Here is a 24,872-nt window from a genome sequence, read left to right as displayed (position 1 = left end):
GGTACTTGTCACCGGCCGCGATCGGACATAAAGATATCTTTATGTCTAACGATCGCGCCAGCCCGACGGCACCGGTCTCCTTCCCCGACGCGCTGGGCGTGTTGCGGGCGGCGGCGGAGGAGACGCGCCTGCGCATCCTGGCGCTGCTGTCCGAGGGCGAGCTCTCGGTCTCCGACCTCACCGACATCCTCGGCCAGTCCCAGCCGCGGATCTCGCGTCATCTCAAGCTCCTGGTCGAAGCCGGGCTGATCGAGCGCCATCGCGAGGGGGCATGGGCGTTCTTCCGGCTCGCGGAGACCCGCGCCGGCCTGGTCGACCCGCTGATCGCCGGCCTGTCGCGCGACGGCGCGCCGTTGTCCGAGGATCGTGCCCGCCTCGACGCGGTCCGCAGCCAGCGGGCGGAGACCGCAAAGACCTTCTTCGCGCGGCTGGCACCGAAATGGGACGAGCTGCGCTCGCTCCACGTGCCCGAGGCCACCGTCGAGGCGGCGGTGCTCGCGGCTTTGGGCAATCGTCCGGTCCGCAGCCTGATCGATCTCGGGACCGGCACCGGGCGGATGCTCGGGCTGCTGGCGCCGCTCGCCGGCCGGGCGACCGGGCTCGATTCGAGCCACGCCATGCTCTCGGTCGCGCGCGCCAACCTGGAACGGATGGGGTTGGCGCGGGTCGACCTGCGCCAGGGCGACATCCACGCCCCGCCCTTCGCCCGCGGCAGCTTCGACCTCGTGGTGGTGCATCAGGTGCTGCATTACCTCGACGAGCCGGCGCGGGCGCTGCGCGAGGCCGCCCGCCTCGTGGCGCCGGGCGGCCGCCTGCTGGTGGTCGACTTCGCCCCGCACGACCTCGAGTTCCTGCGCGAGTCGCAGGCCCACCGCCGTCTCGGCTTCGCCGCCGATCAGGTCTCGGGCTGGCTGTCCGAGGCCGGGCTCGACACCGTGGTGACCCGCGACCTCGCGCCGACCGAGCAGGCCCAGCTCACCGTCACCCTCTGGCTCGCGGCGGACGGCCGTGTCGCCCCCGAAGCCATCCAGCCCGAACGCGCCGTCGCCTGAGGCGGCCGACGCCCTTCCACGATCGTCTGAACCGAACGACATTGAGGACGAAGCCCATGCCGAACGCCAACCGCCACCGCGCCAGCCGCGACGGCTACCACCCGATCCGCGTCTCGATCGAGTTCTTCCCGCCGAAGACCGAGGAGATGGAGAAGATCCTGTGGTCCTCGATCGAGCGGCTGGCGCCGCTCGGGCCGAAATTCGTCTCGGTGACCTACGGGGCCGGCGGCTCGACCCGCGAGCGCACTCACAACACCGTGGCCCGCATGGTGACCGAGAGCGGCCTCAAGCCGGCTGCCCACCTGACCTGCGTGGACGCGACCCGCGACGAGATCGACGCGGTGGTGCAGTCCTACTGGGATGCCGGCGTGCGCCACATCGTGGCGCTGCGCGGCGATCCCGCCGAGGGCGTAGGCCACGCCTATCGCCCGCATCCCGGTGGCTACGCGCAGACCTCGGACCTCGTCGCCGGCATCAAGCGCATCGGCGACTTCAAGGTCTCGGTCTCGGCCTATCCCGAGAAGCACCCCGAGGCCGCCTCGCTAGACGCCGACATCGACGCGCTGAAGGCCAAGGTCGACGCCGGCGCAGACCAGGCGATCACGCAGTTCTTCTTCGAGAACGACGTCTACCTGCGCTACGTCGACAAGGTGCGCGCCGCCGGCATCGACATCCCGATCATCCCCGGCATCCTGCCGGTGCAGAACTTCAAGCAGGCCGCCAACTTCGCCCGCCGCACCGGCGCTTCGGTGCCGTATTGGCTGGCGGCGCGCTTCGACGGGCTCGATGGCGACGTCGAGACCCGGCGGCTGGTGGCGGCGGCGGTGGCGGCCGAGCAGGTGCTCGACCTCGTCGACGAGGGCGTCAACGACTTCCACTTCTACTCGATGAACCGCTCCGACCTCGTCTACGCGATCTGCCACCTGCTTGGCCTGCGCGCCCAGGCACCGAAGGTGGCGACGGCGAAGGCGGCCTGATCGATCGACCTCCCGTCATCCCGGGGCGCCGCGGGCGCGCCCGGGATCCAGACGCGCGAACCTTGCCGACAAGTCTTTGACGGCAGCCGAAACCGGCCTTCCGGACCCGTCGCGGTTCTGGATTCCGGGCTCCGCTGCGCGGCCCCGGAATGACGAGTGAGACATCCATGACCGACCTTCGTCCCGTCGACGGCACCGAGATCGAAGCCGCCCTGCGCCAGCGCGCGCGGGAGAAGATCCTCGTCCTCGACGGGGCGATGGGCACCGTGATCCAGCGCCTCGGCTACGGCGAGGCCGACTTCCGCGGCGAGCGCTTCAAGGACCACGCCCACGACCAGAAGGGCAACAACGACCTGCTGATCCTGACGCAGCCCGATGCGATCCGGCAGATCCACCTCGACTACTTCCTCGCCGGCGCCGACGTCTGCGAGACCAACACCTTCTCCGGCACCACGATCGCGCAAGCCGATTACGGCATGGAATCGGTGATCCACGAGCTGAACGCGCAGGGCGCGCGCCTCGCCCGCGAGGCCGCCAAGCTCGCTGAGGAGCAGGACGGCCGCCGCCGGTTCGTCGCCGGCGCCGTCGGCCCGACCAACCGCACGCTCTCGATCTCGCCGGACGTGAACAACCCCGGCTACCGCGCCGTGACCTTCGATCAGGTCAAGCAGGCCTATGCCGAGCAGGTCCGCGGCCTGATGGACGGCGGCGCCGAGCTGATCCTGATCGAGACGATCTTCGACACGCTGAACGCCAAGGCGGCGATCGCCGCCACCTGGCAGGTGTTCGACGAGCGCGGCGTCACCCTGCCGATCCAGATCTCCGGCACGATCACCGACCTGTCCGGGCGCACCCTGTCGGGCCAGACCCCCGAGGCGTTCTGGAACGCGCTGCGCCATTGCCGGCCGCTGACCTTCGGCCTCAACTGCGCGCTGGGCGCCCGCGAGATGCGCGGCCACATTTCGGAGCTGTCCCGCGTCTGCGACACGCTGGTCTGCGCCTACCCGAATGCCGGCCTGCCCAACGAGTTCGGCCTCTACGACGAGAGCCCGGAGGCGATGGCCAAGCTCGTCGCCGAGTTCGCCGAGGGCGGCATCGTCAACATGGTCGGCGGCTGCTGCGGCACCACGCCGGACCACATCCGCGCCATCTCCGAGGCCGTCGCCGGCAAGACGCCGCGGGTAATTCCTGAGATCGCGCCGCTGATGCGCCTGTCCGGCCTGGAGCCGTTCACGCTGACGAAGGAGATCCCCTTCGTGAACGTCGGCGAGCGCACCAACGTCACCGGCTCGGCCAAGTTCAGGAAGCTCGTCACCGCCGGCGACTACGCCGCCGCCCTCGACGTCGCCCGCGACCAGGTCGCGGCCGGGGCCAGCATCATCGACGTCAACATGGACGAGGGCCTGCTCGATTCCGAGAAGGCGATGGTCGAGTTCCTCAACCTGGTCGCCGCCGAGCCCGACATCGCCCGCGTGCCGGTGATGGTCGATTCCTCGAAGTTCCACGTCATCGAAGCCGGCCTGAAGTGCATCCAGGGCAAGGCGATCGTGAACTCGATCTCGATGAAGGAGGGCATCGAGAAGTTCGTTCACGACGCGAAGGTGTGCCGCTCCTACGGCGCGGCCGTGGTGGTGATGGCCTTCGACGAGGACGGCCAGGCCGACACGCTCGAGCGCAAGGTCGAGATCTGCACCCGGGCCTACAAGGTGCTGACCGAGGAGGTCGGCTTCCCGCCCGAGGACATCATCTTCGATCCGAACGTGTTCGCGGTCGCGACCGGCATCGAGGAGCACAACGGCTACGGCGTCGCCTTCATCGAGGCGACCCGCATCATCCGCGAGACGCTGCCCCACGCCCACATTTCGGGCGGCATCTCGAACCTGAGCTTCGCCTTCCGCGGCAACGAGCCGGTGCGCGAGGCGATGCACGCGGTGTTCCTGTACCACGCGATCAAGGTCGGCATGGACATGGGCATCGTCAACGCGGGCCAGCTCGCGGTCTACGACCAGCTGCCGGCGGAGCTGCGCGAGCTGTGCGAGGACGTGGTCCTGAACCGGCGCGACGACGCCACCGATCGCCTTCTGGAGGCGGCCGAGCGCTTCAAGAGCGGCGCCTCGGCCCAGGCCAAGACCGCCGACCTGACCTGGCGCGAGGGCACCGTCGAGAAGCGCATCGAGCACGCGCTGGTCAACGGCATCACCGAGTACATCCTCGCCGACACCGAGGAGGCCCGCCAGGGCGTGGCGCGGCCGCTCCACGTCATCGAGGGCCCGCTCATGGCCGGCATGAACGTAGTCGGCGACCTGTTCGGCTCGGGCAAGATGTTCCTGCCGCAGGTGGTGAAGTCCGCCCGCGTGATGAAGCAGGCGGTGGCCTACCTCGAGCCGTACATGGAGGCGGAAAAGCTCGCCAACGGCGGCGACGGGCAGCGCCGCGCCGCCGGCAAGGTGCTGATGGCCACCGTGAAGGGCGACGTCCACGACATCGGCAAGAACATCGTCGGCGTGGTCCTGGCCTGCAACAACTACGAGATCATCGACCTCGGCGTGATGGTGCCGGCGACCAAGATCCTCGAGGTCGCCAAGCGCGAGAACGTCGACATCGTCGGCCTCTCCGGGCTGATCACGCCGTCGCTGGACGAGATGGTGCACGTCGCCGCCGAGATGGAGCGCGAGGGCTTCGACGTGCCGCTGCTGATCGGCGGCGCCACCACCAGCCGCGTCCACACCGCGGTGAAGATCCACCCGTCCTACCAGCGCGGGCAGGCGATCTACGTCACCGATGCCAGCCGCGCGGTCGGCGTGGTCTCGAGCCTGATCTCGAAGGAGACCCGCGGCGGGGTGATCGAGAAGGTGCAGGCGGAATACGCCAAGGTCGCCGACGCCCACGCTCGCTCGGAGCTCGACAAGCAGCGCCTGCCGCTGGCCAAGGCCCGCGCCAACGCGTTCAAGATCGACTGGACCGATTACGCGCCGAAGAAGCCGAGCTTCACCGGGACGCGCGTCTACGGCTCGTACGAGGTGGCCGACCTCGTGCCCTACATCGACTGGACGCCGTTCCTGCAGACCTACGAGTTCAAGGGCCGCTACCCCGCGATCTTCGAGGACCCGAACCAGGGCCCGGCGGCCAAGGCCCTGTTCGAGGACGCGCAGGCGATGCTCAAGCAGATCGTCGCCGAGCGCTGGTTCAACCCGAAGGCGATCCTCGGCTTCTGGCCGGCCAACGCGGTCGGCGACGACATCCGCCTCTACACCGGCGAGAGCCGCTCGGAGACGTTGGCGACCTTCCACGGCCTGCGCCAGCAGCTGTCGAAGCGCGACGGGCGGCCGAACACCTGCCTGTCGGACTTCGTGGCGCCTGCCGAGACCGGGATCGCCGACTACGTCGGCGGCTTCGTCGTCACGGCGGGCCTGGAAGAGGTGCGGATCGCGGAGAAGTTCGAGCGCGCCAACGACGACTACCGCTCGATCCTGGTCAAGGCGCTCGCCGACCGCATCGCCGAGGCGTTTGCCGAGCGCATGCACGAGCGCGTGCGGCGCGAGTTCTGGGGCTACGCGGCGGACGAGACCTACACGCCGGAAGAACTGGTGCGCGAGGAATACGACGGCATCCGCCCGGCCCCGGGCTACCCGTCGCAGCCCGATCACACCGAGAAGGTCACGCTGTTCGACCTGCTCCAGGCCGAGCGCCGCATCGGCGTGAAGCTCACCGAATCCTACGCGATGTGGCCGGGCTCGTCGGTCTCCGGCCTCTACCTCGCCCACCCGAAGGCGCACTACTTCGGCGTCGCCAAGGTGGAGCGCGACCAGGTCGAGGACTACGCGATGCGCAAGGGCATGGACCTGCACGCCGTGGAGCGCTGGCTCGGACCGATCCTCAACTACGATCCGGCGCGCTACCTGGCGGTGGCGGCGGAGTAGGCCGCCTCGACTTTGCGGCTCCGGCCTCCCGATCTATCCTCGTGACGGACATCGGGAGGTCGGCATGTCGAACATCGCGAAGATCATCCGATCGGACGGGGAGGAGGCGGTACAATTGCCGCCCGGTTTCCAGTTCGAGGGCGACACGGTGCGGATCCGACGCGACGGCGAGGCGGTCATCCTCGAACCGATCGTGGATGAGTGGGCTTGGCTCGAAGCCATCGCCGTCAAGCTCGACCCTGACGTCCTCGATGCCATCCTGAAAGCCACGGATGAAGATGTGCCGCAGCAAGACCGCCCGGCGCTCGACGAACTCTGATGCTCTATCTGCTTGATACCAATGTCGTAGTGGCTTTGCTGAAGCAACGACAACGGGTTTGGGAGCGGTTGCGAGCACATCGGCGGCGCGATTTCGGCGTTTCGGCGATTGTTTCGCACGAGTTGTTCTTCGGCGCCTATCATGGTGATCGCCAAGACGAAACGCTCGCCGGGATCGATGCCCTGCGCTTCCCCGTGATCGATTTCACCGTCGCCGACGCCCGCCAGGCCGGCGAGATCCGTGCGGGCCTCGCCGCGGCCGGAACGCCGATCGGCCCCTACGACGTCCTGATCGCCGGGCAGGCGCTCGCGCGCGACGTGACGCTCGTCACCCGCAACGTCCGCGAATTCTCGCGCGTCCCCGGCCTGCGGGTCGTGGATTGGGAAGGCGGCGGCGCATAAGCCGGCGCCTGTGTCCCGGCGGAGCTTGACCGGGCGGCCCTCGCGGCTTCAATGCCCGTGCGGGTCGTCCGCGGGTCGGTTGCGTGGAGACGGGTATGAAGCGGCTGGCGTTTGTCATCGCCGTCGCGACGGGCCTCGCGGTCACCGGATGCACCGGGTTTTCCCACATCTCCAAGACCTATGTCAGCCTGACGCCCCAGGTCGTGACGATTTCCTGCAACGACCCGTACGAGGTCTACGACCAGCGCCAGCAACGGCGGATGCTGATCGTCTCGAACGCGGTGCGCGAGTTCACCGGCTGCGGCATCGGCGACCGCTATGCCGACCGCGACCCCGGCGAGACGCGGGCGGCGCGCTTCCGCCTGGCGGCGCGGACCTACCTCGACGAGACGGTGCGCGAGGATTGCAGGATCACCGGCGAGACGGTGTTCACCGACCTGCAGACCGAGTTCGTCTACGCCTGCGGCGCCCCGATCGAGCCGCGCACCGCGAAGGTTCCGCGCCTGCCCGGGCGCACCAATCCCGGCATCGGGCTGCGCTGAGCCGCTATCGCTTGGCGGGCTGCGGGAAGCTGCGCTCGGCGGCGTCGCCCGAGGCGGCGAGCAACGTGCGGGCGAAGGCGCGCGCCTCCGCCCGGCTCAGGCTAAGGATGGCGGTGACCGGCTTTCCGTCGAGGTCGGGCAGCCCGAGCTCGAGGCGCACGCCGTCGCCCGCCGCCGCCGCGGACAGGCTCCAGCCGCGTTCGCCCGCGGGGCCCGGTTCCTGCTCCGGATCGCTCATCGTCGTGCATTCCCGTTCGGTCGCCGTCCTGCATGACCGATCGCGCCCGCGGAGGCCAGAGCCGGCGCCGGGCTTTATCGAGGCGGCCGCCCGGTCCGGCGGTTGACGAAGCTCTCCGGGGATGATGTCTGCGCGGCCGACCGCGCCTCGCCGGGGCGCCGCTTCCAAGGCCGAGAGACATGTCCGAGATCTGGTTCCGCACGGGCGAGGCGACGGTGCTCGCCGCCGAGGGGCAATACACCGACGCGATGCCCGAGGTGCTGATCGGCTCGACGCGGGGCCCGGTCGGCCAGGCCTTCGCCGGCATGATGGGCCAGGTGCAGGGCCACACCCGGATGTTCGTGGTGCGCGACCTCAACCAGCTCGTGCGCCCGGCGACGATGATGACCACGAAGGTCACGATCCACACCGCGGAATACGCCGAGCTTCTCGGCGGCGTGGTTCAGGCCGCGACCGGCGACGCGATCGTCGATTGCGTGATCGAGGGCATCCTGCCCAAGGACGGCTTGGACGAGCTGTGCATGATCATCATGATCTGGCTCGACGAGCGCTGCGGCGCCGATCCGAACGTGGACCGCAAGGACCTCTACCGCACCAACTACGAGGCGACGAAGCTCGCCATCGGCCGGGCCATGCTGGGCGAGCCGACGATCGAGGAGCTCATCGCCAATCGCAAGACGGTGAAGCACTACGCCCTCGAGGACGTGGTCGAGTACTGAGGCGAACGCTCAGGCCGTCCTCCGCGCGCGTGCCAGGGAGGTGCGCGCGTAGAGGTCGACGACCCGGCAATCCAGGCCGGCGGCGGACAGGATCAGGCGCTCGCCGGGATCGGTCAGGCGTCGCGTGATCCAGCCGCCCGGGTCGCGGATGGCGAGCGTCACCGCGACGACCGGCTGTTCGATCAGCAGGACGACCTCGCACATCGGCAGGGCCTGGTAGCCTGCCAGCTTGATCGCGATCTTCCCGCGGTTCGAGCCCGAGGGCTTCCGGCGGTCGCTGGTGGAGATGATCTCGGCGCGAGGTAGCAGGTCCCGGAAACGCTTCGGCCGGGCTCGAAGTCGGATCGATCGATCACGGCGGCGTCGGGAACGTAGGCGTTCCCCTCGATCACCGGCCGAAGGTCGATCGCCGGGTTCTACAGGACCACACGGTCGGAGCCGATCCGTTCGAGGCCCTCACTCAGCCGCCGGTCGAGGTTTCCGGCGATGATCTGATGATCGATGCTCGGCTGCGCCTGCATGACGAAACGCCCTTCGATGAGTTCCCATTTCTCCTCGTCGATGGGGCGCGACGAAGTCCCAGAAGCTTCGATGCGCGTCGAGGCGGGAAGCATCCGTCAGCAAGGCGGGCATGATGGGCTCCGTGCCGAGAACGTCTGCGAGAGAGATCGGCCCGACCGCGCGACCGGTCAAGAGCATGTCAGCCCGGCGGGATGCGGCCGACCGAGCAGAGGGTGCGGATCGAGCCGGTGCTGTCGGTGTAGCAGCTCGCCGACCAGCCGTTCTGCTGGACGAACGACTTGCGCCGCTCCGAGAGCGCGGTGGCATGCGCCGTGGCGATGATGCCCTGGACCGCGCCGGCCGACTCGCCGACGAGCAGCTCGGAGGCGATCGACAGGTCGCGGAAGAAGGCGGCCGACGGCGTCGTCTCGCCGGAGCTCGCCTGGACGATCGGCTCGGCCCGGCAGGTTAGGTCGAGCTTGATCGCGCCGGGCACCCCGATGTCGATGCTGGGGCCGGCGCGGCGCCCGACCTTGCCGCCTGTGGCGGCGGCGATCCTCTGGGCGAGGCCGTCGCATTCGTCGGCGCGGGCAGCGGCGGGGATCAGCAGGAGGCAGGCGAGGGCGAAGCGAAGCATGGCCGCACCATACGCGCAGCCGGTCGGCTGTCGAGGCTCGGCGCGCGGCGCCCTCAATGGAAATCCCGGCTGCGATAGGTCCGCCGGTCGGTGGGAGCCCCGAAATCGTTGGTCTCGGGTGGCAGGCGCACGCCGCCGGCGCGAAGCTCGAGCAACTGCTCCGTCAGGTCGCGGAACCGCTCGGCGACGAGGTGGACCACGCCCTCGGCCCGCTGCACCCGGCCCTGCACCGCGAGGAAGCGGGCGTTCATCGCGGCGCGGCGGTTGGCCTCGAACACCTTCTTCCAGACGATGACGTTGGCGATGCCGGTCTCGTCCTCGAGGGTCAGGAACACCACGCCCTTGGCGGTGCCGGGCCGCTGCCGCGTCAGCACCAGCCCGGCCACGGTGACGCGACCGTTCTGGGGAAAGCCGGGATCGTGATGCTCGCGGGCCGGGACGGCGCCGATCCGGGCGAGCCGGGCGCGGAAGAACGCGACCGGGTGGCCCTTCAGCGAGAGCCCGGTGGCGGAATAATCCTCGGCCACCTGCTCGGAAGCCGGCATCGGCGGCAGCGCCACGGTCGGCTCGTCGCGGAAGAGCCCGTCGTCGGCATGGAAGGCGAAGAGCGGCAACGGCGCCTCCAGCAGGTGCGCGCGCCGGCCGAGGGCTTCGTGCGGCACGGGCTTGGCGATGCGACCGCCCTCCAGCGTCCGCACCATCCACAGGGCCGCCCGCCGGTCGAGGTCGAGGGACCGGAACGCGTCGGCCTCGGCCAGCCGCTCCAGGGCGTTGCGGGACAGCGCCAAGGCCGCCTGCAGGCCCTCGATGCTGGCGTAGCCGTTGGCCCGCAACGCCACGAGCCGGCGCATCGCAGCCTGCGGCAGCCCGGTGATCTGCCGCAGGCCGATCCGCACCGCGAGCCGCTTCGGCACCCCGGGCGGGGGAACCTCCGCGGCCGGCTCCAGGGTGCAGTCCCAGTCGCTGGCATTGACGTCGGGCCCGCGCACCTCGACGCCGTGGGCGCGGGCGTCGCGCACCAGCTGCGCCGGCTGGTAGAAGCCCATCGGCTGCGAATTGAGGATCGCGGCCAGGAACACGTCCGGGTGCCGGCATTTCAGCCAGGCCGAGGCGTAGACCAGCAGCGCGAAGCTCGCCGCATGGCTCTCCGGGAAGCCGTAGGTGGAGAACCCGCGGATCTGCGCGAAGCAGCGCTCGGCGAAGTCCCTCGGGTAGCCCCGTCCGGTCATCCCTCCGATGAATTTCTCCTCGAAGCCGCCGATCGTGCCAACGTGCCGGAAGGTCGCCATCGCCCGGCGCAGGCCGTCGGCCTCGGCCGGGGTGAAGCCGGCCGCGGTGATCGCGATCTGCATGGCGTGCTCCTGGAACAGCGGCACGCCGAAGGTCTTTTCGAGGACCTTCTCCAACTCGTTGGCCGGCCCGTGATCGGGGTGGGGGGCCGGGTATTCCACCGGTTCGGCACCCGACCGCCGCCGCAGGTAGGGGTGCACCATGTCCCCCTGGATCGGGCCGGGGCGGACGATCGCGACCTGCACCACGAGGTCGTAGAATGCGTTCGGCTTCAGCCGCGGCAGCATCGACATCTGCGCCCGGCTTTCGACCTGGAACACGCCGACGGAATCGGCCTTCGACAGCATCGCGTAGACCTCCGGATCCTCCGGCGGCAGGTCGGCGAGGGTCGGGTAGTCGAGGCCGTAGTCGCGGGCCAGGAAATCGAGCCCGCGGCGGATGCAGGTGAGCATGCCGAGCGCCAGCACGTCGACCTTCATCAGGCCGACCACGTCGATGTCGTCCTTGTCCCATTCGATGAAGGTGCGGTCGGGCATCGCGGCGTTGCCGACCGGCACGGTCTCGTCGAGCCGCCCGCGGGTCAGAACGAACCCGCCGACGTGCTGCGACAAGTGCCGTGGGAAGCCGATCAGCGAGACCGCGAGGTCCACCGCCTGCCGGATCGCCGGGTTTCCGGGATCGAGGCCGGCCTGGGCCACGTGCTTGTCCGGCAGGTCCTTGCCCCACGACCCCCACACCGTCTCGGCGAGCGAGGCGGTGATGTCCTCGGTCAGCCCCAGCACCTTGCCGACCTCGCGGATGGCCGAGCGCGGGCGGTAGTGGATCACCGTCGAGCAGATCGCCGCGCGCTCGCGGCCGTACTTGCAGTAGAGGTACTGGATCACCTCCTCGCGGCGCTCGTGCTCGAAGTCGACGTCGATGTCGGGCGGCTCGTCGCGGTTCTCGGAGATGAAGCGGGCGAACAGCAGGCGGATCTGGGTCGGGTCGACCGCGGTGATGCCGAGGCAGAAGCACACGGCGGAGTTGGCGGCCGAGCCGCGGCCCTGGCACAGGATGCCCCGGCCGCGCGCGAACTCCACGATGTCGCGGATGGTGAGGAAGTACTGCGCGTAGTGCATCTTCGCGATGAGGGCGAGCTCCCCATGAAGGGTCCTCTCGATGTCCTCGGGGACGCCGTCGGGGAAGCGCCAGCGCGCGCAGTCCCAGACCCGTTCCTCCAGGTAGTCCTGAGGCGTCCGGTTCGGCGGCACCGGCTCCTCTGGGTACTCGTAGCTCAGCATCCCGAGGGAGAAGCCGCAGGCCTCCGCGATCTCGACCGTGCGGGCGAGCGCCTCCGGATGGTCGGCGAACAGCCGCGCCATCTCCGAAGGCGGCTTGAGATGGCGCTCGGCGTTGGCTTCCAGGCGGTAGCCGGCCTCCGCGAGGGTGCAGCCCTCGCGGATGCAGGCGATCACGTCCTGCAGCGGACGCCGGTCGGGATGGTGGTAGAGCGCGTCGGACACCGCGACCATCGGCGCGCCGAGGCGATGCCCGAGCTCGGCGAGGAGCCCGAGACGCCGGCGCTCGTCGCCGCGGTGGCGGTGGCTGGCACCGAGCCAGACCCTTCCGGGGGCGGCGGCTGCCAGCGCCTCGACCCGGGCGGAGAAGGCCACGGGCGGCACCAGCCGCCGGCCGGGGGGCATCGCGATGAAGACTTGGCCCTCTGCCGCCTCCAGCATCTCCGCGAAGGAGAAGCGGCATTCGCCCTTGCGCGCCCGCCGGTTGCCCGAGGACAGCAGCCGGCACAGGCGGCCGTAGCCCGCCCGATCCATCGGGTAGGTCACCGCCTCGAACCCGTCCTCGGTGACGAGCCGCACCCCCGGCAGGAACGGGATGTTCCAGATGTCCTTTGCGCCCGGTCGCTCCGGCTTCACCCGCGCCGCCGCATAGGCGCGGACCACCCCGGCGAAAGTGTTGCGGTCGGCGATGCCGATGGCGCGGAGCCCGTAGGCGATCGCCTGCTCGACGTATTCCTGCGGATGCGAGGCGCCGCGCAGGAACGAGAAGTTGGTCGAGACGGCCAGTTCCGCGTAAGCCGCCGCCGTCACGCGAACAGCCCGTGCACGAACCACGCGGCCGGCCGGTCGGCCAGGTTCGGGCCGTCGCGGTAGAGCCAGAGTCGGCGGCCGGATTCGCACTCGACGACGTAGTAGTCGCGCGGGACGCCGGACTCGCGCCACCATTCGGGCTCGATCCGTTCCGGCCCTTCCGAATGCGCGATCCGATGGAGGCGGGAGCGCCAGCGGAAGCGGCGCGGCGGCCCCTCCGGCACCAGGGCGATCACGTCCTCGGCCGCCTCGCCGCGGTCGAACAGCACCAGCGGCCGGGGACCGATGCCGGCATCGGGATCGGGCCAGTGCAGGACGACGCGCTCGATGCGCCAAGGTTCGGTGCGCCAAGGTTCGGTGTCCCAGGGGGCGATGCGGTCGGCGCGCTCGGGCACGTGGCTCGCACGGGGGCTCAGGCGGATCACGGGTCGGCCGAAGCGCTGGCGCAGGGCGTCGGCGAGGCCGGCGGTCCGGTCGTCCTGAGGGGCGGGGCCGGTGGCGAGGGTAGCCTGGCGGCCGGGCATCGGGCCGGTGGCGGACACGTCCAGGCGGACTGTCTCGAAGCCGAAGCCGGCATCCAGGCCAGAGCCGAGCCGTTCGAGCCGAAGCTGCAGCAGGCGCGCGACATGGTCGGGGCTGCGGCTCGGCTCGGACAGGCCGAGGTCGAGGGCGCGCACCACGTCGTCGACCCGGTGCAGCGACAGGCGAAAGCCGCGGGCGCCGAGCCCGTCCGCCTCGAGGCGCGGCGCGATCTCGGCCATCAGCCGCCGCACCGTGGCGACGATGATCTCCTGGCTGCCGATCGGATCGAGGAAGCCGCGGGCGGCGCCGTAGCGCACGGGCTCCATGACCGGGACGAGCGGCTCCGGCCGCCGCCCGGCCGCCTGGTCGAGGCGAACGAGGAGTGCCGCGCCGAAGCGGCGGGCCAGCGGCGGGCGCGGCGCGTCGAGGACGGCGCCGATCCTGCGCAGGCCGAGCCGCTTCAGGGCGACGGCGACGGCTGGCTCGCAGCGCAGGGCCTCGACGGGGAGGGGCCTCAGGGCCTGCTCGGTCCTCTCCGATGGGACGCACATGGTCTCGCCGCGCCCGTATCGCGCGAGGGCGAAGGCCGCGCCGGGCGTGTCGGCAAGTGCGATCCGTGCCGGGATCCCGGATCGCGCGAGGCGCGCGGCGAGGTCCGCGACCAGATCGGCTTCGCCGCCCAGGAGGTGGGCCGCCCCCGTGACGTCGAGGTACAGGCCGTCGCAGGCCTCGGCCGGGCCGAAGGGGACGACGCACGGCGTGTAGCGCTGCGCCCAGAGGCAGAGCCTGGCGAACGCCGCTGCGTCGGCGGCCGGATCGGCTGGGTGGACGTGGAGCGGGGTCGAGATCCGCGCCCGCACGCGGCCCAGCGGCTCGCCGCGTCGCAGGCCGAGGGCGGCTGCGGCGGGGTTCACGGCGGTGAGCCGTAGGCCGCCGGCCCCGGCGGCGGCGATCACCAGGGGGACGCCGTCATCCGGCGCGGCTCCCGCGCGCATCAGGCGCGCGACGGGCCAGTCCGTCAGGCAGATCGAAACGATGCGCGGCATGATCCCACTCCAGGAGCCAGTCGCCCGGCCTGCCGTTGCGGCAGCGGTCGAGCCGTGCGCGCCAACGGGGACGCAGGGTGCAGCCGAACCGGTCGCGCGCCGCGCCGCCGGCCGCGATCCGCCAGCGCGTCGCCGCGCCGTTCGGCAAGTCGGCCCGGCCGGGCCGCAGGATGAGGAGAAGGGGCGGCGCGGTGCCGAAGGATCCGGCGGCCAGCTGCAGGCGCCGGCCCGGCTTCAGCGGAAGCCCATCCGCGACGAGCCCGGCCACCGCCGCGAGGTGCCCGGCGCGCAGCGTCTCCTCGAGGGCTCCGAACACGGAAGCGTCGGCCTCGGCCTCCAGCAGCAGCAGGCGCCCCGGATCGAGCCCGAGCCCGGTGAGGCCGTGGCCGTAGGGGATGGGATGGCCGGGGGCGACGACGAGGAGGGCGTCGCCCGCCGCCCGCGCGAGATGGCGGGCGACCAGGGCCAGCACGAAACCGAGGGCCGAGGCTTCGTCGCCCGCGCCCTCCGGGGCGACCTCGTGCAGGAGGCCGAGGCCGAGGCCTCCGCCGGGAAGTCGGGCGTCGAGGTCGGCGACGCCCAACGGCAGCACGCCGCCCGCGCCGGGGCGCCGCTCCGCGTCGAGGCGGGCCCGCAATTCTGCGAGCCGTTCCGCCGTGGACGGTTCCTGCTCATCCGGCTCGTCACGCGACCGCTCCATCCCATCCCAGCTCCGACATGACGTCAGATAGGAACAAAACAAGAACACTTTCAAACGCTTTCGCACTGCCCGAAAATAGTCCCGCCGGGGCAGCAGCTTGGCCTGTGGACGGGTGTGGAAGGGTGTGGATCGGCTCCATTTGAAGGCGGCCATGGCCAGGGTTGACCCCGGTGGCAGCCGGGCGGCAATGTCCCGCCGCCGCGCGATCCGGCGGCGGGGAATGTCCGACATGATCCTTCATCGCGCGCGCTTCGCCACGCTGATCGCCGGATGCCTAGTTCTCGCCGGCGGCGCGCAGGCCCAGCAGCCGGCGGCGCCGGGACTCGATGCGCCCGCCGCGTCCGCACCGGCCCACCAGCGTGCGCGTCGGCCTCAGGCGCCGTCCCAGCCGATCATGGTCTACGACGCCCGCATCGAGGCCGGCGACCTGCGGATCTCGGGTTCGGTGCGCAAGGGCGGCGCCGTCGTCGTGATGGACGAGGACGTGTCGGTGATGGCCGATTCCCGCGGCCGCTTCCTGTTCCGTCTGCCCTACCGACCGGGCAGCTGCGTCGTGTCGCTGAAGAGCAACGAGGACGAGCGCGAGGCCGTGATCGCCAACTGCGCCCCCGAGGGACAGGCCGGCGCCAAGGGCGAGACCGGGGTGCGCGGCGAGCCCGGCCCGCAGGGCGTGGCGGGGCTTCCCGGCCCGGCCGGACCGGCGGGCGAGGCCGGCCCGAAGGGCGAGACGGGTCCCAGAGGCGAGACGGGTCCTAAGGGCGAGACGGGTCCGAAAGGGGAGGCGGGCCCCAGAGGCGCGGCCGGCCCCCAGGGAGATGCGGGACAGAAGGGGGAGGCCGGCCCGGCGGGACCTGCCGCCGCCGCGCTCCCTGCCGCGGCCCCCGCAACGCCTTTCCGGGCGGTACGGAGCGAGACCTGCCCGGCCACCGGCTGCGAGATCGCCTGCGCGGGCGGCGAGGTCTTCGTCTCGGCCTACTGCCTCAAGGCCGGCACCCCGGTCTTCTCGCAAGGCACCGACGGGACGGCGACCGCCTCCTGCCCATCGGAAGCCGCCGGGATGGTCGGGTTCTGCGCGCGGATGTGACGGTCGCGTCACCGGATCGATCACGCGAGGCACGGCGCGCTCCCCTTCCAGAGGGGGAGGGTCGGGGTGAGGGGCGTGACTTCTCCGCAAAGCTCACGCCCCTCAACCTGTCCTTCTCCTTATGGGAGATGGGACCCGCGCTTCGAACCGTCCGGTCGGTCGCGGAGGAGAAGGAGCCATCCGGGCCTCAGCCGCGGCCGGAACGTACGGCGAGCCAGATCACGTGGCGGGCGCCGCCCTTCCGGCCGTTGGCGCGGGTGGCGACCTCCTCGACGCTCAAGCCCGCATCGTGCAGGCGGCGGCCGAAGCTGCGGTCCGGCCCCGCGGACCAGACCGCGAGGACCCCGCCCGGACGCAGGGCGGCATAAGCGGCGCCGAGGCCGGCCGGACCGTAGAGCCGGTCGTTGGAGGCCCGCGTCAGGCCGTCCGGCCCGTTGTCGACGTCGAGCAGGATCGCGTCCCAGGCGGCCGGACGCTCGCCGATCGCGCGCGCCACGTCCACCTCGCGCAAGGTTACGCGGGGATCGTCGAGGATGCCGTCGAACACGCCGGCGAGGGGTCCGCGCGCCCAGGCGGCCACAGCGGGCACGAGCTCGGCCACCGTCACCGCCGCTCCAGGAGGCAGCGCACCGAGCGCGGCGCGCAGGGTGAAGCCCATGCCGAGCCCGCCGATCAGCACGTGCGGCGCCCTGCGCGATGCGATCCTGCCGCAGGCCAGGGTCGCCAGCGCCTCCTCCGAGCCGCTGAGCCGGCTGTTCATCAGCTCGTTCTGGCCGAGCATGATCGCGTACTCGGTGCCCCGCCGCCGCAGCCGCAGGGTGCCGCCGTCGCCGGGGATCGAAGCGGTGTCGAGGTTCTCCCAGGGGATCATGCGGCGCTCACGTCCTCTCGTCCGGCAAGCCACGCCGCCATCCCGGCCGCCGCCGCCCGACCGCTGCTGATCGCGCCCTGGAGCAGGTAGCCGCCGGTGGGCGCCTCCCAGTCGAGCATCTCGCCGGCCACGAACAGGCCCGGCCGCTTCCGAACCATGAAGCCCGCGTCGAGCCCGTCGAAGCCGACACCGCCGGCGGTTGAGATCGCACGCTCGATCGGAGCCATCGCGTGCAGGCGCAACGGTGCGGCCTTGATCAGCCCGGCGAGCGCATCCGGGTCGGCCGGCAGCGCGACGCCCGCAGCCTCGCGCAGCACCCCTGCCGCCACTGGCGACAGACCGGCCCCCTTGCGCAGGCGGGTCGCCATCGATTCGCCGGGCCGCGGGTCGGACAGCCTTTCGGCGAGGGCGCTCCTGCTGAGGTCGGGACGCAGGTCGAGCACGAGGCGGGCGGCGCCCTTGCCTCCCGCGTCCTTCCCGCTCCTGTCCTGGCGCTCGATCATCGCGCGCAGGGCCCGCGACACCGCGTAGATCGCACCGCCCTCGATGCCGTCGGCGGTGATCAGCGCCTCCCCCCGCACGATCACGCCGTCGGCGGTCAACCCGATCCGCTTCAGGGGCTGCCCGGCGAAGCGCTCGCGGAAATGGTCCGACCACGCCACCGCGAAGCCCGCATTGGCCGGGCGCAGGGGCGCGACGGCGACGCCGAGATTCGCCAGCATCGGCACCCAGGCTCCGTCAGAGCCAAGGCGGGGCCAGCTCGCGCCGCCGAGCGCCAGCAGCACCGCCTTCGGCTTCGTCCAGCTCTTCCCGTCCGGCGTCTCGAACACCAGCGTGCCGTCCTCGACGGCCACGAGCCGGTGCCGGGTGCGGATGCCGACGCCCGCGCCCTCGAGGCGGCGCAGCCAGGCCCGCAGAAGGGGCGAGGCCTTGAACGCCTTCGGGAACACCCGCCCGCTCGATCCGACGAAGGTTGGCTCCCCCAAGCCATCGCACCAGGCCCGCAAAGCATCCGGCGGGAACGCCGCGATCGCCCCGGCCAGGCTGCCGGACGGGTGGTAGCGCCGCAGGAAGTCCGGGACGGGCTCGCTGTGGGTCAGGTTCAAGCCCCCGCGGCCGGCGAGCAGGAATTTCCGGCCGACCGACGGCATCCGGTCGTAGATTGCGACCCGGTGCCCGGCCGCAGCCAGCACCTCGGCCGCAGCCAGCCCGGCTGGGCCGCCGCCGACGACCGCGACCTCGTTCCGGGAGGCGTCGTCCTGCGCCACGTCGTCGTCTCGCATGTCCATCGCAGCGGAAGGCGTCCGATCGTCCCCGCTGTCAAGGCATGCCTGCATGGCCCGGCATCGCTCGAGCCCGCCCTTGATTCGCCGCGTTCGGGTCTTTAACTGCCGCTCATCGGCTGCGGGCCCCTCTGGCGGGATGCTCTCTCAAGATGCTTCCGTGATGTCGGAGCCGATGCTTTCCTTGCAAAAGAAGCATCACGGTCCCGCTCATGGTCGATTTCCTGTACGTCGAGTGGCTCGGCAAGCCGATCTGGATGTGGCTCGGGTTCCACGCCCTTGTCGCCGCCCTGCTCGCCTTCGATCTCGGCCTGCTCCATCGCGACAAGGAGCACGAGATCGGCGTCAAGGAGAGCCTTCTCCTCACCGCCTTCTACTTCAGCCTCGGCCTCGCCTTCGGCGGCTGGATCTGGTGGTACCTCGGCGCGCAGCCCGCCCAGGAATACGTCACCGGGCTCGTGGTCGAGAAGTCGCTGTCGATGGACAACGTCTTCGTCATCGCGGTCATCCTGTCGGCGCTCGGCATCCCGCTCGCCGCCCAGCACAGGGTGCTGGTCTGGGGCATCCTCGCCGCGGTGCTGCTGCGCGGACTGATGATCGGGCTCGGCGCCGCCCTGGTGCATCAGGCCGCCTGGGTGCTGTCGTTGTTTGCCGCCTTCCTGATCTATGCCGGCCTGAAGATGCTGTTCTCCAAGGAGGAGGACGCCGGCGACTTCCAGGATCACGCCGCCGTGCGGTGGCTCAGGGCGAAGCTGCGGATCACGCCCGAGCTTCACGGCCAGCATTTCCTGGTGCGGAAGACCGATGCCAGGACCGGCAAGACCGCCCTGTGGCTCACTCCGTTGGCGCTCGCCCTGGTGCTTGTGAACGGCGCCGACGTGATCTTCGCGGTCGACAGCGTGCCGGCGATCTTCGCGATCACGACCGACACCTTCGTGGTCTACACCTCCAACATCTTCGCGATCCTCGGGCTTCGCGCGCTCTACTTCGCGCTGGCAGCAATGGTCGATCGCTTCGCCTACCTCAAGACGGCGCTCGCCTTCATCCTGATCTTCATCGGCACGAAGATCGTCGTCGCCGACACCTTCGGCCTCGTCCACGTGCCGCCGTGGGTGTCGCTGGCGGTGACCGTGGTGCTGCTGACGATCGGCATCCTCTACAGCCTGTGGCGCACCCGGGGCGAGGCGCTTGCGGATGCGCGCGAAGCCGAGCTGCACGGTCGGGCCTGAGCCCGAGGGTCAGCCGCCCCGGCGGTAGACGCTGCTGAAGCTGATGTTCATGCCGCCGCAAGCCCTGTCGCGGCAGGCGGGCGCGAGGCTCGAGCAGGTGGGGTCGGCATCCGCCGACTCGAAGAATGGCACGCGCCCCTCCGCCACGACCCGTGCGACCTGGCGCGGCCGGCCGAGATCCGGCACGTCCGGACGGGTCGCGGCGGGCGCAGCCGAATTCATCGACGCCCTCCCGCCCGCGTTCTGGGCCGAGGCCGGGGTGGCGAGGGCGGCCAGCAACGCGAGTCCGGCCGACATGGGAGGGAGGCGATCCGGCGATCGCGCCCTGACGGCCGCCTCAGCTTGGCCGCGACGCGATCAGGTCGCGCAGGGTGGTGATGGTGGAGGCGTCGGCGATGCCGTCGACCCGCGCCTGACGGAAATGGCGCTGGAACGCGGTGACGACGTCCCGCATGTGGCGATCGAATGTGCCCGTCACCGGCTGCTCGTAGCCGTAGAGCGCGAACATCGCCTGCAGCGCCTCGATCGGCTGCCCGGAATCGCCCTCGGCGAAGAAGCGCCCGTCGCGCAGCGGCACTTCCGGCACGTGATGGCCGACGCCGTCCGCGGCGAGCCGGCCCCAAGGGAAATTCTCGCCCGGATCCTCCTTGCGACCGGGCGCGATGTCGGAATGCGCCAGCACCCGGTCGGCCGGGATCGCCCAGCGCGAGACGATGTCGCGCGCGAGCGCTGTCACGGCGGCGATCTGCGCCTCCGGGTAGGGCGGCAGGCCGCCGGCATGGCCGGGATGGACGATCTCGATGCCGAGCGAGCGGGAGTTCACGTCGCGCTCGCCGCGCCAGGACGCCCGCCCCGCATGCCAGGCCCGGCGGCTCTCCGGCACCATCTGCCAGATCGCGCCGTCCTCCAGCACGACGTAATGGGCCGAGACCTCGGCGATCGGGTCGGCGAGCCGCTGCATAGCGGCGGGCGCGCTCGTCATGCCGGTGTAGTGCAGGATCAGCATATCCGGCCGCGGGCCGAGGCGCTCGCCGTGGTTCGGCGAGGGCTGGATGCGGGTGGCGAGCGGGCTGTCCGGTGTCATGGCGAACCGCCCTCCACCGCGGCGGCGCCGTCCGCGAGGATCCGGTCGTGGGCCGCGTTGATCGCGGCGAGGCGCTTGGTGGCGATCGCCACCGCCTCGGGCGGCAGGCCGCGGGCGATGGCGCGGTCGGGGTGGTTCTCGGCAACGAGCTGGCGGTGGCGCGCCTTCACCGCAGCCGGGTCGGCGCCGTGCTCGAGCCCGAGGACGAGGTAGGGGTCGTCGGCCAGCCGCACGTGCCGGGCGGCGATGCGGCGGAACGCGGCGTCGTCGAACCCGAAGATCTCGGCCACCGCGCGGAGATAGGCCTCCTCCGCCTGATGGATCGCGCCGTCGGCGGTGGCGATGTGGAACAGGCCGTCGAGGACGTCCTCGAGCAGCGACGGCTCGTCGTGGAAGGCGTTGGCGAGCTGCCGCGCATAGGCCTCGTAGCCGTTGGTCGTCCGCTTCGCGAGGTCGAACAGCCGGGTGACGCGGGCGCGCTCCGCCTCGCCGACCTGCACGACCTTGCCGAAGGCCTCGACCTCGGACGGGGTCACCACCCCGTCGGACTTCGCCATCTTGGCGGCGAGCGCGACGAGGCCGGTGGTGAAGACCACGTCGCGCGGCATCGGCCCGAACAGCGCACCCTCGCGGTCGACGAGGTAATGGCCCGCGAGGCCGCCGACGAGCCCGCCGAGCGGGCCGCCGATGGCGAGGCCGATCCCGGCGCCGCCGATCTTGCCCCAGATCCCCGAGCTCATCGGGACCCGGCGGGGATGTTTCGGAGATGCGGAACGGTCACCGGCAGGCCTCTATGCGGTGCCGCCGGGGACCCTGACGGGATCCGGCGACGACAAGCCGCCGGGGATACAGGCTCGACCGGAAACGCGGAAGGGCCGGAGCGCTCGGCTCCGGCCCAGGCCTGGAACGAAGAAAGGGCCGGAGCGCTCGGCTCCGGCCCTTCGACGTTCGGTCGGCGGCGAGGCCTCAGCGGCAGTACACGTCGCCGTAGGCGTCGCGGTAGGTGCCGTAGGGGCAGCGCGGCGCGGTGGAGGCGCCGACGATGGCGCCGCTCGCGCCGCCGATCGCGGCACCAGCGAGGGCGCCGCCGGCGCGGCCGGTGGCGGCTCCGCCGATCGCGGCACCGGCGAGGGCGCCGAGACCGGCGCCGCCGAGGGCGCGGTCCTGCGGCGTGTTGCAGGCGCCGACCGAGAGGGCGAGGGTGCCTGCGAGGGCGACGGCGATGAGCTTCTTCATGAGTCCGTGACTCCCTTGTGCATCCGGTCCGGCATTTCGCCGTGGTGCTGGTGCGGTCCGAGCTTAGCCTTATCGGCCATGAAATGCACTTGCCACGGCCAAGGTTCCGTCGAGATCGGCGACGGGCGCCGGAAAGCCGGGCTCGGCCCGGCCTCGCGCCGACGACCGCGATGACCCGCCGCGCCGCGGTTCCCGTGGCCGGCCGCGCGCGAATGGGCCTCGGCACGGCGCATCGTGCGGGGTAAGAGCTTGCGGATGCGGGTTCCGCGAGGCCCGAGCCTCCTACGTTCCGATCACCGCCTGAGAGAGGGTGCCATGCCGAGAGCCACCACGATAGTCCGCAAGGCCGCTGTCCGCCCCGACGCGGTCGTCGACACGATCAGCCTCGATCACGCCGGGCGCCAGGCGCAGCAGGGGCACCTCCACAGCGCCGTCGGCCTGCACATCGATCTCGCCCTGACCAAGGCCGCCGGGCTGGAGGACGGCGACGCCCTGCGCCTCGACGACGGCCGCCTGGTCGCGGTTAAGGCCGCCCCGGAGGCGCTGCTGGAGATCCGCGCCGAGAATCCGGCCCGCCTGATCCGCCTCGCCTGGCAGCTCGGCGGCAATCACGTCCCGGCCGAGATCGGCGCCGACGTGCTCCACGTCCCGGCCTCGCCGGCCACGGCCGAGCTCGTCCGCGGCCAGGGCTGCACCGCGAGCCCGGTCGACCGCGCCTTCCGGCCCGAGCGCATGGCGCACGACCACAGCACCTGCGGCCACGACCATTCCCACGATCATCACGCGCACGCGGCGCACGCCGATCACGACCATGGCCACGACCACACGCACGCGGACGATCACGGCCACGATCACAACGCGCACGATCACCACGCGCACGATCACGCGCCCCACGTGCACGGCCCCGGCTGCAGCCACGATCACTGACATGCTCCCGCCGCCGACCGCGCCGGCCGACGCCGCTTCACGGGATCGCAAGCCTCGCCTGCGATCCTGATGCGGCACGAGTGCACCAGACTGGATAGCAGACTCGCATGTGCATCGTTTCGGCCGGGATGCAGGGCGAGAAATGAGAATGAAAGCGTTGCGTCAGAAATTCCTATAGCCGGCACGTCCAGCAATACCCCTTCCGAAGACAAGCCTGCCCTGGTTCATACATGCCTTGCTCGCAGCTTTGATCATCTTCGCAGTGGGCGCAGCGAACGGCCGTCCTTCGGTGTTTCCGGATACGGCTTGGTATTATTCTCAAGGCGAGTACTTCGCATCGCGCCTCGGCATCGAAACACAGCGTGCCAGCGAGGACCGCGAAGCTGATCCGACTTCGATGATGCCGCGTTCGGAAGCGATGCGGAAACGGATTCCTGCAACCGTCGCCGGAGGGCGCTCGCCCTACTATGGCATCGCACTCGTGGCCACGGTCGAGATCGGAACGCTCTGGTTACTCGCCGCGATCCAAGCTTTCGTTGCCACTTGGCTCATTACCATGTTGATGCGCACATCGTTCCCGCCGTTGAAACCGAGACACTTCTGATTATCAAACGTATTACTGAGTCTTCTTGCAAACCTTCCATTCGTTGACTCACTTATGATCTCGGATGTATTTTCCGTCTTTGTCGTCGTCTGTATTTCGATGCAGATGGTCTACGCTGATCGCACTCAGTTTCAGAGCCGCATCCTCGTATGGTTTCTGCTGACCGTCAGCGTGTCCTTTCACGCTGCGAATATCGTGATATCATCGATTTTGTTGGTTGCCTCGATACCGATACTCGCAGCTCTTGGCATTCTAACGCGTGCGATTGCAGGTCGTGCGGCCGGGTCGGCTGCCGCCATTGCCATGGCGGTCATATCGGAATGGGCGTTCGGAGCGGTCTATCGCTCCGATGCCGATATAGCCCAACGCAGCCCGCCCTTCCTGATGGCACGCCTGATCGCAGATGGGCCTGGACGTGATTATCTCGATGCTGCCTGCCCAGGCGGGGCAAGCCCAACATTGTGCCGGTTCAAGGAACGTCCGATGGCCGGCGAGGATGAGATTCTCTGGTCCAGAAACTAGACACGTGGTGTCTTCAACATATCCGATTACGAAACCAGGACACGACTGAAGGATGAGGAACTTGCGTTCGTCTTGGCGGTCGTCGCATATTCTTCACTGGCTGCGCTGCGCGATGCCATCGGCAACGGTATCCTTCAACTGGGAGACTTCTATGTTCTGGAACCGATGCGCAACCCGGCCACGTTCCTCAACATCGGCCGGTGGGGTCGCACTGCCATCGAGCGCGTCGTACCGCATATGGACGTTTGCGAGCGGGATGCCGATGCCTGCGGTCCCAGAATGGACGGCGTGCTGCTCGCCGTGCTCCACATCGTTACGGTCCTCGGCTCGGTTTGTTTTGCGTGTTACACCCTCGTGCAGATCTTCCGGTCCGGCGCTGTGGCCGAGGAGAGACGCGCCGGCGGCGAGGATCTCCAGTGCCTCCTTACGGCGGGGCTGATCATCACCCTGGGCGTGATCCTGAACGCCTTTGTCTGCGGAGCGATCTCAGGCCATTTTGCGCGCTATCAGGCACGCGTTGTCCGGCTGGTTTCCCTCATCGCGATGCTGCTCGCAAACTATCGCTCGCTCTCGAGCAGACGCCTCTCGATGCCAGCAAGACGGTTGTTGTCTAGTGCATGCCGACTTTTAGGTCCGATCGGAAAGACTTGCGATATACGGAAGTCCTATGAGCCGTCGGCGTCGCCCATCACCAGGTAGCGCCCGCGCGCCGCTTGGAAGCCGCCGGCGAGGGCCGCGCCGTAGCCGCGCTCTGCGACCGGCACCACCCGCGCGCCGAGGCTTTCGGCCAAAGCCTGGCTGCCGTCGGTGCTGCCGTTGTCGGCGATGACGATCTCCCCGACCAAGCCTTTGGCGGCGAGGGTCTCGAGGGCGGCGCGCGCGCTGGCGATCGCGGTCGGCAGGGCACGCACCTCGTCGAGGCACGGCATCACGATCGAGACGTCGATCGTGCCTGCCGCCGCGTCGGCGGCGATCTCCCGGTCCTGCCCGCCCCGGTCCTGCCCGCCCATGCCGCTTCCACCCGCGTCTCGCCCGGGCGGCAGGATGGTTTGCAAAGCGTTGCGATTCGGTTTCGGCGGCC

27 protein-coding genes are annotated in these 24,872 nt (G+C 70.4%); 13 read left to right on the top strand and 14 right to left on the bottom strand.

Annotated features, from left to right (window positions below; translation table 11 throughout):
* Positions 1-41: 41 nt before the first annotated feature.
* The 6 genes from MKK70_RS16630 to MKK70_RS16605 all read left to right on the top strand — a co-directional run bounded on the left by MKK70_RS16630 (position 42) and on the right by MKK70_RS16605 (position 7,211).
* A complete protein-coding gene (locus tag MKK70_RS16630) occupies positions 42-1,052 on the top strand; it encodes an ArsR/SmtB family transcription factor (protein WP_243934569.1) in 1,011 nt (336 codons plus the stop codon).
* A gap of 56 nt (positions 1,053-1,108) precedes the next feature.
* Positions 1,109-2,029: a methylenetetrahydrofolate reductase [NAD(P)H] gene (gene metF, locus MKK70_RS16625; protein ID WP_147728155.1), complete on the top strand. Its 921-nt coding sequence runs from the start codon at positions 1,109-1,111 to the stop codon at positions 2,027-2,029.
* Positions 2,030-2,196: 167 nt separating this feature from the next.
* The gene (metH, locus tag MKK70_RS16620; RefSeq protein ID WP_243948963.1) at positions 2,197-5,949 is read left to right on the top strand and encodes a methionine synthase; all 3,753 of its coding nucleotides are present in this window, start codon (positions 2,197-2,199) and stop codon (positions 5,947-5,949) included.
* A 64-nt stretch (positions 5,950-6,013) separates the two neighbouring features.
* Positions 6,014-6,268 (top strand): antitoxin, encoded by a 255-nt coding sequence (locus MKK70_RS16615; protein ID WP_243948961.1) that lies wholly within the window; start codon positions 6,014-6,016, stop codon positions 6,266-6,268.
* Positions 6,268-6,669, top strand: a complete 402-nt coding sequence (locus tag MKK70_RS16610) for a type II toxin-antitoxin system VapC family toxin (protein ID WP_243948959.1) — start codon at positions 6,268-6,270, stop codon at positions 6,667-6,669. Before MKK70_RS16615 ends, MKK70_RS16610 begins: the two co-directional genes overlap by 1 nt.
* A 95-nt stretch (positions 6,670-6,764) precedes the next feature.
* A complete protein-coding gene (locus MKK70_RS16605) occupies positions 6,765-7,211 on the top strand; it encodes a hypothetical protein (protein WP_147728159.1) in 447 nt (148 codons plus the stop codon).
* 4 nt (positions 7,212-7,215) lie between these two features.
* Here MKK70_RS16605 and MKK70_RS16600 read toward each other — a convergent pair whose 3' ends face one another.
* Positions 7,216-7,449, bottom strand: a complete 234-nt coding sequence (locus MKK70_RS16600) for a hypothetical protein (RefSeq protein WP_243934574.1) — start codon at positions 7,447-7,449, stop codon at positions 7,216-7,218.
* A gap of 179 nt (positions 7,450-7,628) precedes the next feature.
* Here MKK70_RS16600 and MKK70_RS16595 point away from each other — a divergent pair, with 179 nt between their 5' ends.
* Positions 7,629-8,168 (top strand): formaldehyde-activating enzyme, encoded by a 540-nt coding sequence (locus MKK70_RS16595; RefSeq protein ID WP_243948957.1) that lies wholly within the window; start codon positions 7,629-7,631, stop codon positions 8,166-8,168.
* Positions 8,169-8,177: 9 nt separating this feature from the next.
* Here the strand turns inward: MKK70_RS16595 and MKK70_RS16590 are convergent, their stop codons facing one another.
* From MKK70_RS16590 to MKK70_RS16565, 6 genes are all read right to left on the bottom strand, one after another.
* Complete coding sequence (locus tag MKK70_RS16590) at positions 8,178-8,372, bottom strand: hypothetical protein (protein ID WP_243934575.1); 195 nt, start codon at positions 8,370-8,372, stop codon at positions 8,178-8,180.
* A gap of 212 nt (positions 8,373-8,584) precedes the next feature.
* Positions 8,585-8,782, bottom strand: coding sequence for a Uma2 family endonuclease (locus tag MKK70_RS16585; protein WP_243934576.1), 198 nt, complete (start codon positions 8,780-8,782; stop codon positions 8,585-8,587).
* 86 nt (positions 8,783-8,868) lie between these two features.
* A complete protein-coding gene (locus MKK70_RS16580; RefSeq protein ID WP_243948954.1) occupies positions 8,869-9,306 on the bottom strand; it encodes a hypothetical protein in 438 nt (145 codons plus the stop codon).
* Between the two features lie 53 nt (positions 9,307-9,359).
* Positions 9,360-12,683, bottom strand: coding sequence for an error-prone DNA polymerase (locus MKK70_RS16575; RefSeq protein WP_243948952.1), 3,324 nt, complete (start codon positions 12,681-12,683; stop codon positions 9,360-9,362).
* Positions 12,680-14,251, bottom strand: a complete 1,572-nt coding sequence (locus MKK70_RS16570; protein WP_243948950.1) for a Y-family DNA polymerase — start codon at positions 14,249-14,251, stop codon at positions 12,680-12,682. The genes MKK70_RS16575 and MKK70_RS16570 overlap by 4 nt, the downstream gene beginning before the upstream one ends.
* Entirely contained in the window at positions 14,175-15,182 is a 1,008-nt protein-coding gene (locus tag MKK70_RS16565) for an ImuA family protein (protein WP_243948948.1), read from the bottom strand. Before MKK70_RS16565 ends, MKK70_RS16570 begins: the two co-directional genes overlap by 77 nt.
* Between MKK70_RS16565 and MKK70_RS16560 the strand changes: the two genes are divergently transcribed.
* Positions 15,181-16,035 (top strand): collagen-like protein, encoded by an 855-nt coding sequence (locus MKK70_RS16560; RefSeq protein WP_243948947.1) that lies wholly within the window; start codon positions 15,181-15,183, stop codon positions 16,033-16,035. The two genes, MKK70_RS16565 and MKK70_RS16560, sit on opposite strands and share 2 nt — an antisense overlap.
* A gap of 187 nt (positions 16,036-16,222) precedes the next feature.
* Here the strand turns inward: MKK70_RS16560 and MKK70_RS16555 are convergent, their stop codons facing one another.
* The gene (locus MKK70_RS16555) at positions 16,223-16,906 is read right to left on the bottom strand and encodes a spermidine synthase (RefSeq protein WP_243948946.1); all 684 of its coding nucleotides are present in this window, start codon (positions 16,904-16,906) and stop codon (positions 16,223-16,225) included.
* Positions 16,903-18,189, bottom strand: a complete 1,287-nt coding sequence (locus tag MKK70_RS16550; protein WP_243948945.1) for a TIGR03862 family flavoprotein — start codon at positions 18,187-18,189, stop codon at positions 16,903-16,905. Before MKK70_RS16550 ends, MKK70_RS16555 begins: the two co-directional genes overlap by 4 nt.
* Before the next feature lie 212 nt (positions 18,190-18,401).
* Between MKK70_RS16550 and MKK70_RS16545 the strand changes: the two genes are divergently transcribed.
* The gene (locus MKK70_RS16545) at positions 18,402-19,418 is read left to right on the top strand and encodes a TerC family protein (RefSeq protein ID WP_243948944.1); all 1,017 of its coding nucleotides are present in this window, start codon (positions 18,402-18,404) and stop codon (positions 19,416-19,418) included.
* A gap of 9 nt (positions 19,419-19,427) precedes the next feature.
* Here MKK70_RS16545 and MKK70_RS16540 read toward each other — a convergent pair whose 3' ends face one another.
* The 4 genes from MKK70_RS16540 to MKK70_RS16525 form a co-directional block, all read right to left on the bottom strand.
* The gene (locus MKK70_RS16540; protein WP_243948943.1) at positions 19,428-19,715 is read right to left on the bottom strand and encodes a hypothetical protein; all 288 of its coding nucleotides are present in this window, start codon (positions 19,713-19,715) and stop codon (positions 19,428-19,430) included.
* Positions 19,716-19,755: 40 nt separating this feature from the next.
* A complete protein-coding gene (locus tag MKK70_RS16535; RefSeq protein WP_243948942.1) occupies positions 19,756-20,502 on the bottom strand; it encodes an N-acetylmuramoyl-L-alanine amidase in 747 nt (248 codons plus the stop codon).
* Positions 20,499-21,242 (bottom strand): J domain-containing protein, encoded by a 744-nt coding sequence (locus tag MKK70_RS16530; RefSeq protein WP_147858797.1) that lies wholly within the window; start codon positions 21,240-21,242, stop codon positions 20,499-20,501. Before MKK70_RS16530 ends, MKK70_RS16535 begins: the two co-directional genes overlap by 4 nt.
* Before the next feature lie 226 nt (positions 21,243-21,468).
* Entirely contained in the window at positions 21,469-21,738 is a 270-nt protein-coding gene (locus MKK70_RS16525; RefSeq protein ID WP_147858798.1) for a hypothetical protein, read from the bottom strand.
* 315 nt (positions 21,739-22,053) lie between these two features.
* Here MKK70_RS16525 and MKK70_RS16520 point away from each other — a divergent pair, with 315 nt between their 5' ends.
* From MKK70_RS16520 to MKK70_RS16505, 4 genes are all read left to right on the top strand, one after another.
* Positions 22,054-22,665 carry an urease accessory protein UreE gene (locus MKK70_RS16520; RefSeq protein ID WP_243948941.1) on the top strand — a complete coding sequence of 204 codons (612 nt, stop codon included), beginning with the start codon at positions 22,054-22,056 and terminating at the stop codon, positions 22,663-22,665.
* A gap of 235 nt (positions 22,666-22,900) precedes the next feature.
* Positions 22,901-23,269, top strand: a complete 369-nt coding sequence (locus MKK70_RS16515) for a hypothetical protein (protein ID WP_243948940.1) — start codon at positions 22,901-22,903, stop codon at positions 23,267-23,269.
* Between the two features lie 54 nt (positions 23,270-23,323).
* Positions 23,324-23,791 carry a hypothetical protein gene (locus MKK70_RS16510; RefSeq protein ID WP_243948938.1) on the top strand — a complete coding sequence of 156 codons (468 nt, stop codon included), beginning with the start codon at positions 23,324-23,326 and terminating at the stop codon, positions 23,789-23,791.
* A 72-nt stretch (positions 23,792-23,863) separates the two neighbouring features.
* Positions 23,864-24,490, top strand: a complete 627-nt coding sequence (locus tag MKK70_RS16505; RefSeq protein WP_243948936.1) for a hypothetical protein — start codon at positions 23,864-23,866, stop codon at positions 24,488-24,490.
* Here the strand turns inward: MKK70_RS16505 and MKK70_RS16500 are convergent.
* A complete protein-coding gene (locus MKK70_RS16500) occupies positions 24,457-24,801 on the bottom strand; it encodes a glycosyltransferase (protein WP_243948934.1) in 345 nt (114 codons plus the stop codon). The two genes, MKK70_RS16505 and MKK70_RS16500, sit on opposite strands and share 34 nt — an antisense overlap.
* Positions 24,802-24,872 lie beyond the last annotated feature (71 nt).

This window comes from Methylobacterium sp. E-041, from assembly GCF_022829665.1.
GTDB lineage: Bacteria > Pseudomonadota > Alphaproteobacteria > Rhizobiales > Beijerinckiaceae > Methylobacterium.
The sequence above is the reverse complement of the archived record's forward strand: the minus strand, read 5'-3'. Positions and strand labels throughout refer to the sequence as shown.

What these genes read in the sequence shown, in the direction of transcription:
- MKK70_RS16580 (WP_243948954.1), bottom strand. Translation starts at nt 9,306, where the DNA reads ATGCTTCGCTTCGCCCTCGCCTGCCTCCTGCTGATCCCCGCCGCTGCC.
- MKK70_RS16630 (WP_243934569.1), top strand. Translation starts at nt 42, where the DNA reads ATGTCTAACGATCGCGCCAGCCCGACGGCACCGGTCTCCTTCCCCGAC.
- MKK70_RS16570 (WP_243948950.1), bottom strand. Translation starts at nt 14,251, where the DNA reads ATGCCGCGCATCGTTTCGATCTGCCTGACGGACTGGCCCGTCGCGCGC.
- MKK70_RS16565 (WP_243948948.1), bottom strand. Translation starts at nt 15,182, where the DNA reads ATGTCGGACATTCCCCGCCGCCGGATCGCGCGGCGGCGGGACATTGCC.
- MKK70_RS16595 (WP_243948957.1), top strand. Translation starts at nt 7,629, where the DNA reads ATGTCCGAGATCTGGTTCCGCACGGGCGAGGCGACGGTGCTCGCCGCC.
- metF (WP_147728155.1), top strand. Translation starts at nt 1,109, where the DNA reads ATGCCGAACGCCAACCGCCACCGCGCCAGCCGCGACGGCTACCACCCG.
- metH (WP_243948963.1), top strand. Translation starts at nt 2,197, where the DNA reads ATGACCGACCTTCGTCCCGTCGACGGCACCGAGATCGAAGCCGCCCTG.
- MKK70_RS16510 (WP_243948938.1), top strand. Translation starts at nt 23,324, where the DNA reads ATGATCTCGGATGTATTTTCCGTCTTTGTCGTCGTCTGTATTTCGATG.
- MKK70_RS16535 (WP_243948942.1), bottom strand. Translation starts at nt 20,502, where the DNA reads ATGACACCGGACAGCCCGCTCGCCACCCGCATCCAGCCCTCGCCGAAC.
- MKK70_RS16605 (WP_147728159.1), top strand. Translation starts at nt 6,765, where the DNA reads ATGAAGCGGCTGGCGTTTGTCATCGCCGTCGCGACGGGCCTCGCGGTC.
- MKK70_RS16525 (WP_147858798.1), bottom strand. Translation starts at nt 21,738, where the DNA reads ATGAAGAAGCTCATCGCCGTCGCCCTCGCAGGCACCCTCGCCCTCTCG.
- MKK70_RS16585 (WP_243934576.1), bottom strand. Translation starts at nt 8,782, where the DNA reads ATGCTTCCCGCCTCGACGCGCATCGAAGCTTCTGGGACTTCGTCGCGC.
- MKK70_RS16540 (WP_243948943.1), bottom strand. Translation starts at nt 19,715, where the DNA reads ATGTCGGCCGGACTCGCGTTGCTGGCCGCCCTCGCCACCCCGGCCTCG.
- MKK70_RS16500 (WP_243948934.1), bottom strand. Translation starts at nt 24,801, where the DNA reads ATGGGCGGGCAGGACCGGGGCGGGCAGGACCGGGAGATCGCCGCCGAC.
- MKK70_RS16615 (WP_243948961.1), top strand. Translation starts at nt 6,014, where the DNA reads ATGTCGAACATCGCGAAGATCATCCGATCGGACGGGGAGGAGGCGGTA.
- MKK70_RS16560 (WP_243948947.1), top strand. Translation starts at nt 15,181, where the DNA reads ATGATCCTTCATCGCGCGCGCTTCGCCACGCTGATCGCCGGATGCCTA.
- MKK70_RS16555 (WP_243948946.1), bottom strand. Translation starts at nt 16,906, where the DNA reads ATGATCCCCTGGGAGAACCTCGACACCGCTTCGATCCCCGGCGACGGC.
- MKK70_RS16590 (WP_243934575.1), bottom strand. Translation starts at nt 8,372, where the DNA reads ATGTGCGAGGTCGTCCTGCTGATCGAACAGCCGGTCGTCGCGGTGACG.
- MKK70_RS16550 (WP_243948945.1), bottom strand. Translation starts at nt 18,189, where the DNA reads ATGCGAGACGACGACGTGGCGCAGGACGACGCCTCCCGGAACGAGGTC.
- MKK70_RS16600 (WP_243934574.1), bottom strand. Translation starts at nt 7,449, where the DNA reads ATGAGCGATCCGGAGCAGGAACCGGGCCCCGCGGGCGAACGCGGCTGG.
- MKK70_RS16530 (WP_147858797.1), bottom strand. Translation starts at nt 21,242, where the DNA reads ATGAGCTCGGGGATCTGGGGCAAGATCGGCGGCGCCGGGATCGGCCTC.
- MKK70_RS16545 (WP_243948944.1), top strand. Translation starts at nt 18,402, where the DNA reads ATGGTCGATTTCCTGTACGTCGAGTGGCTCGGCAAGCCGATCTGGATG.
- MKK70_RS16610 (WP_243948959.1), top strand. Translation starts at nt 6,268, where the DNA reads ATGCTCTATCTGCTTGATACCAATGTCGTAGTGGCTTTGCTGAAGCAA.
- MKK70_RS16520 (WP_243948941.1), top strand. Translation starts at nt 22,054, where the DNA reads ATGCCGAGAGCCACCACGATAGTCCGCAAGGCCGCTGTCCGCCCCGAC.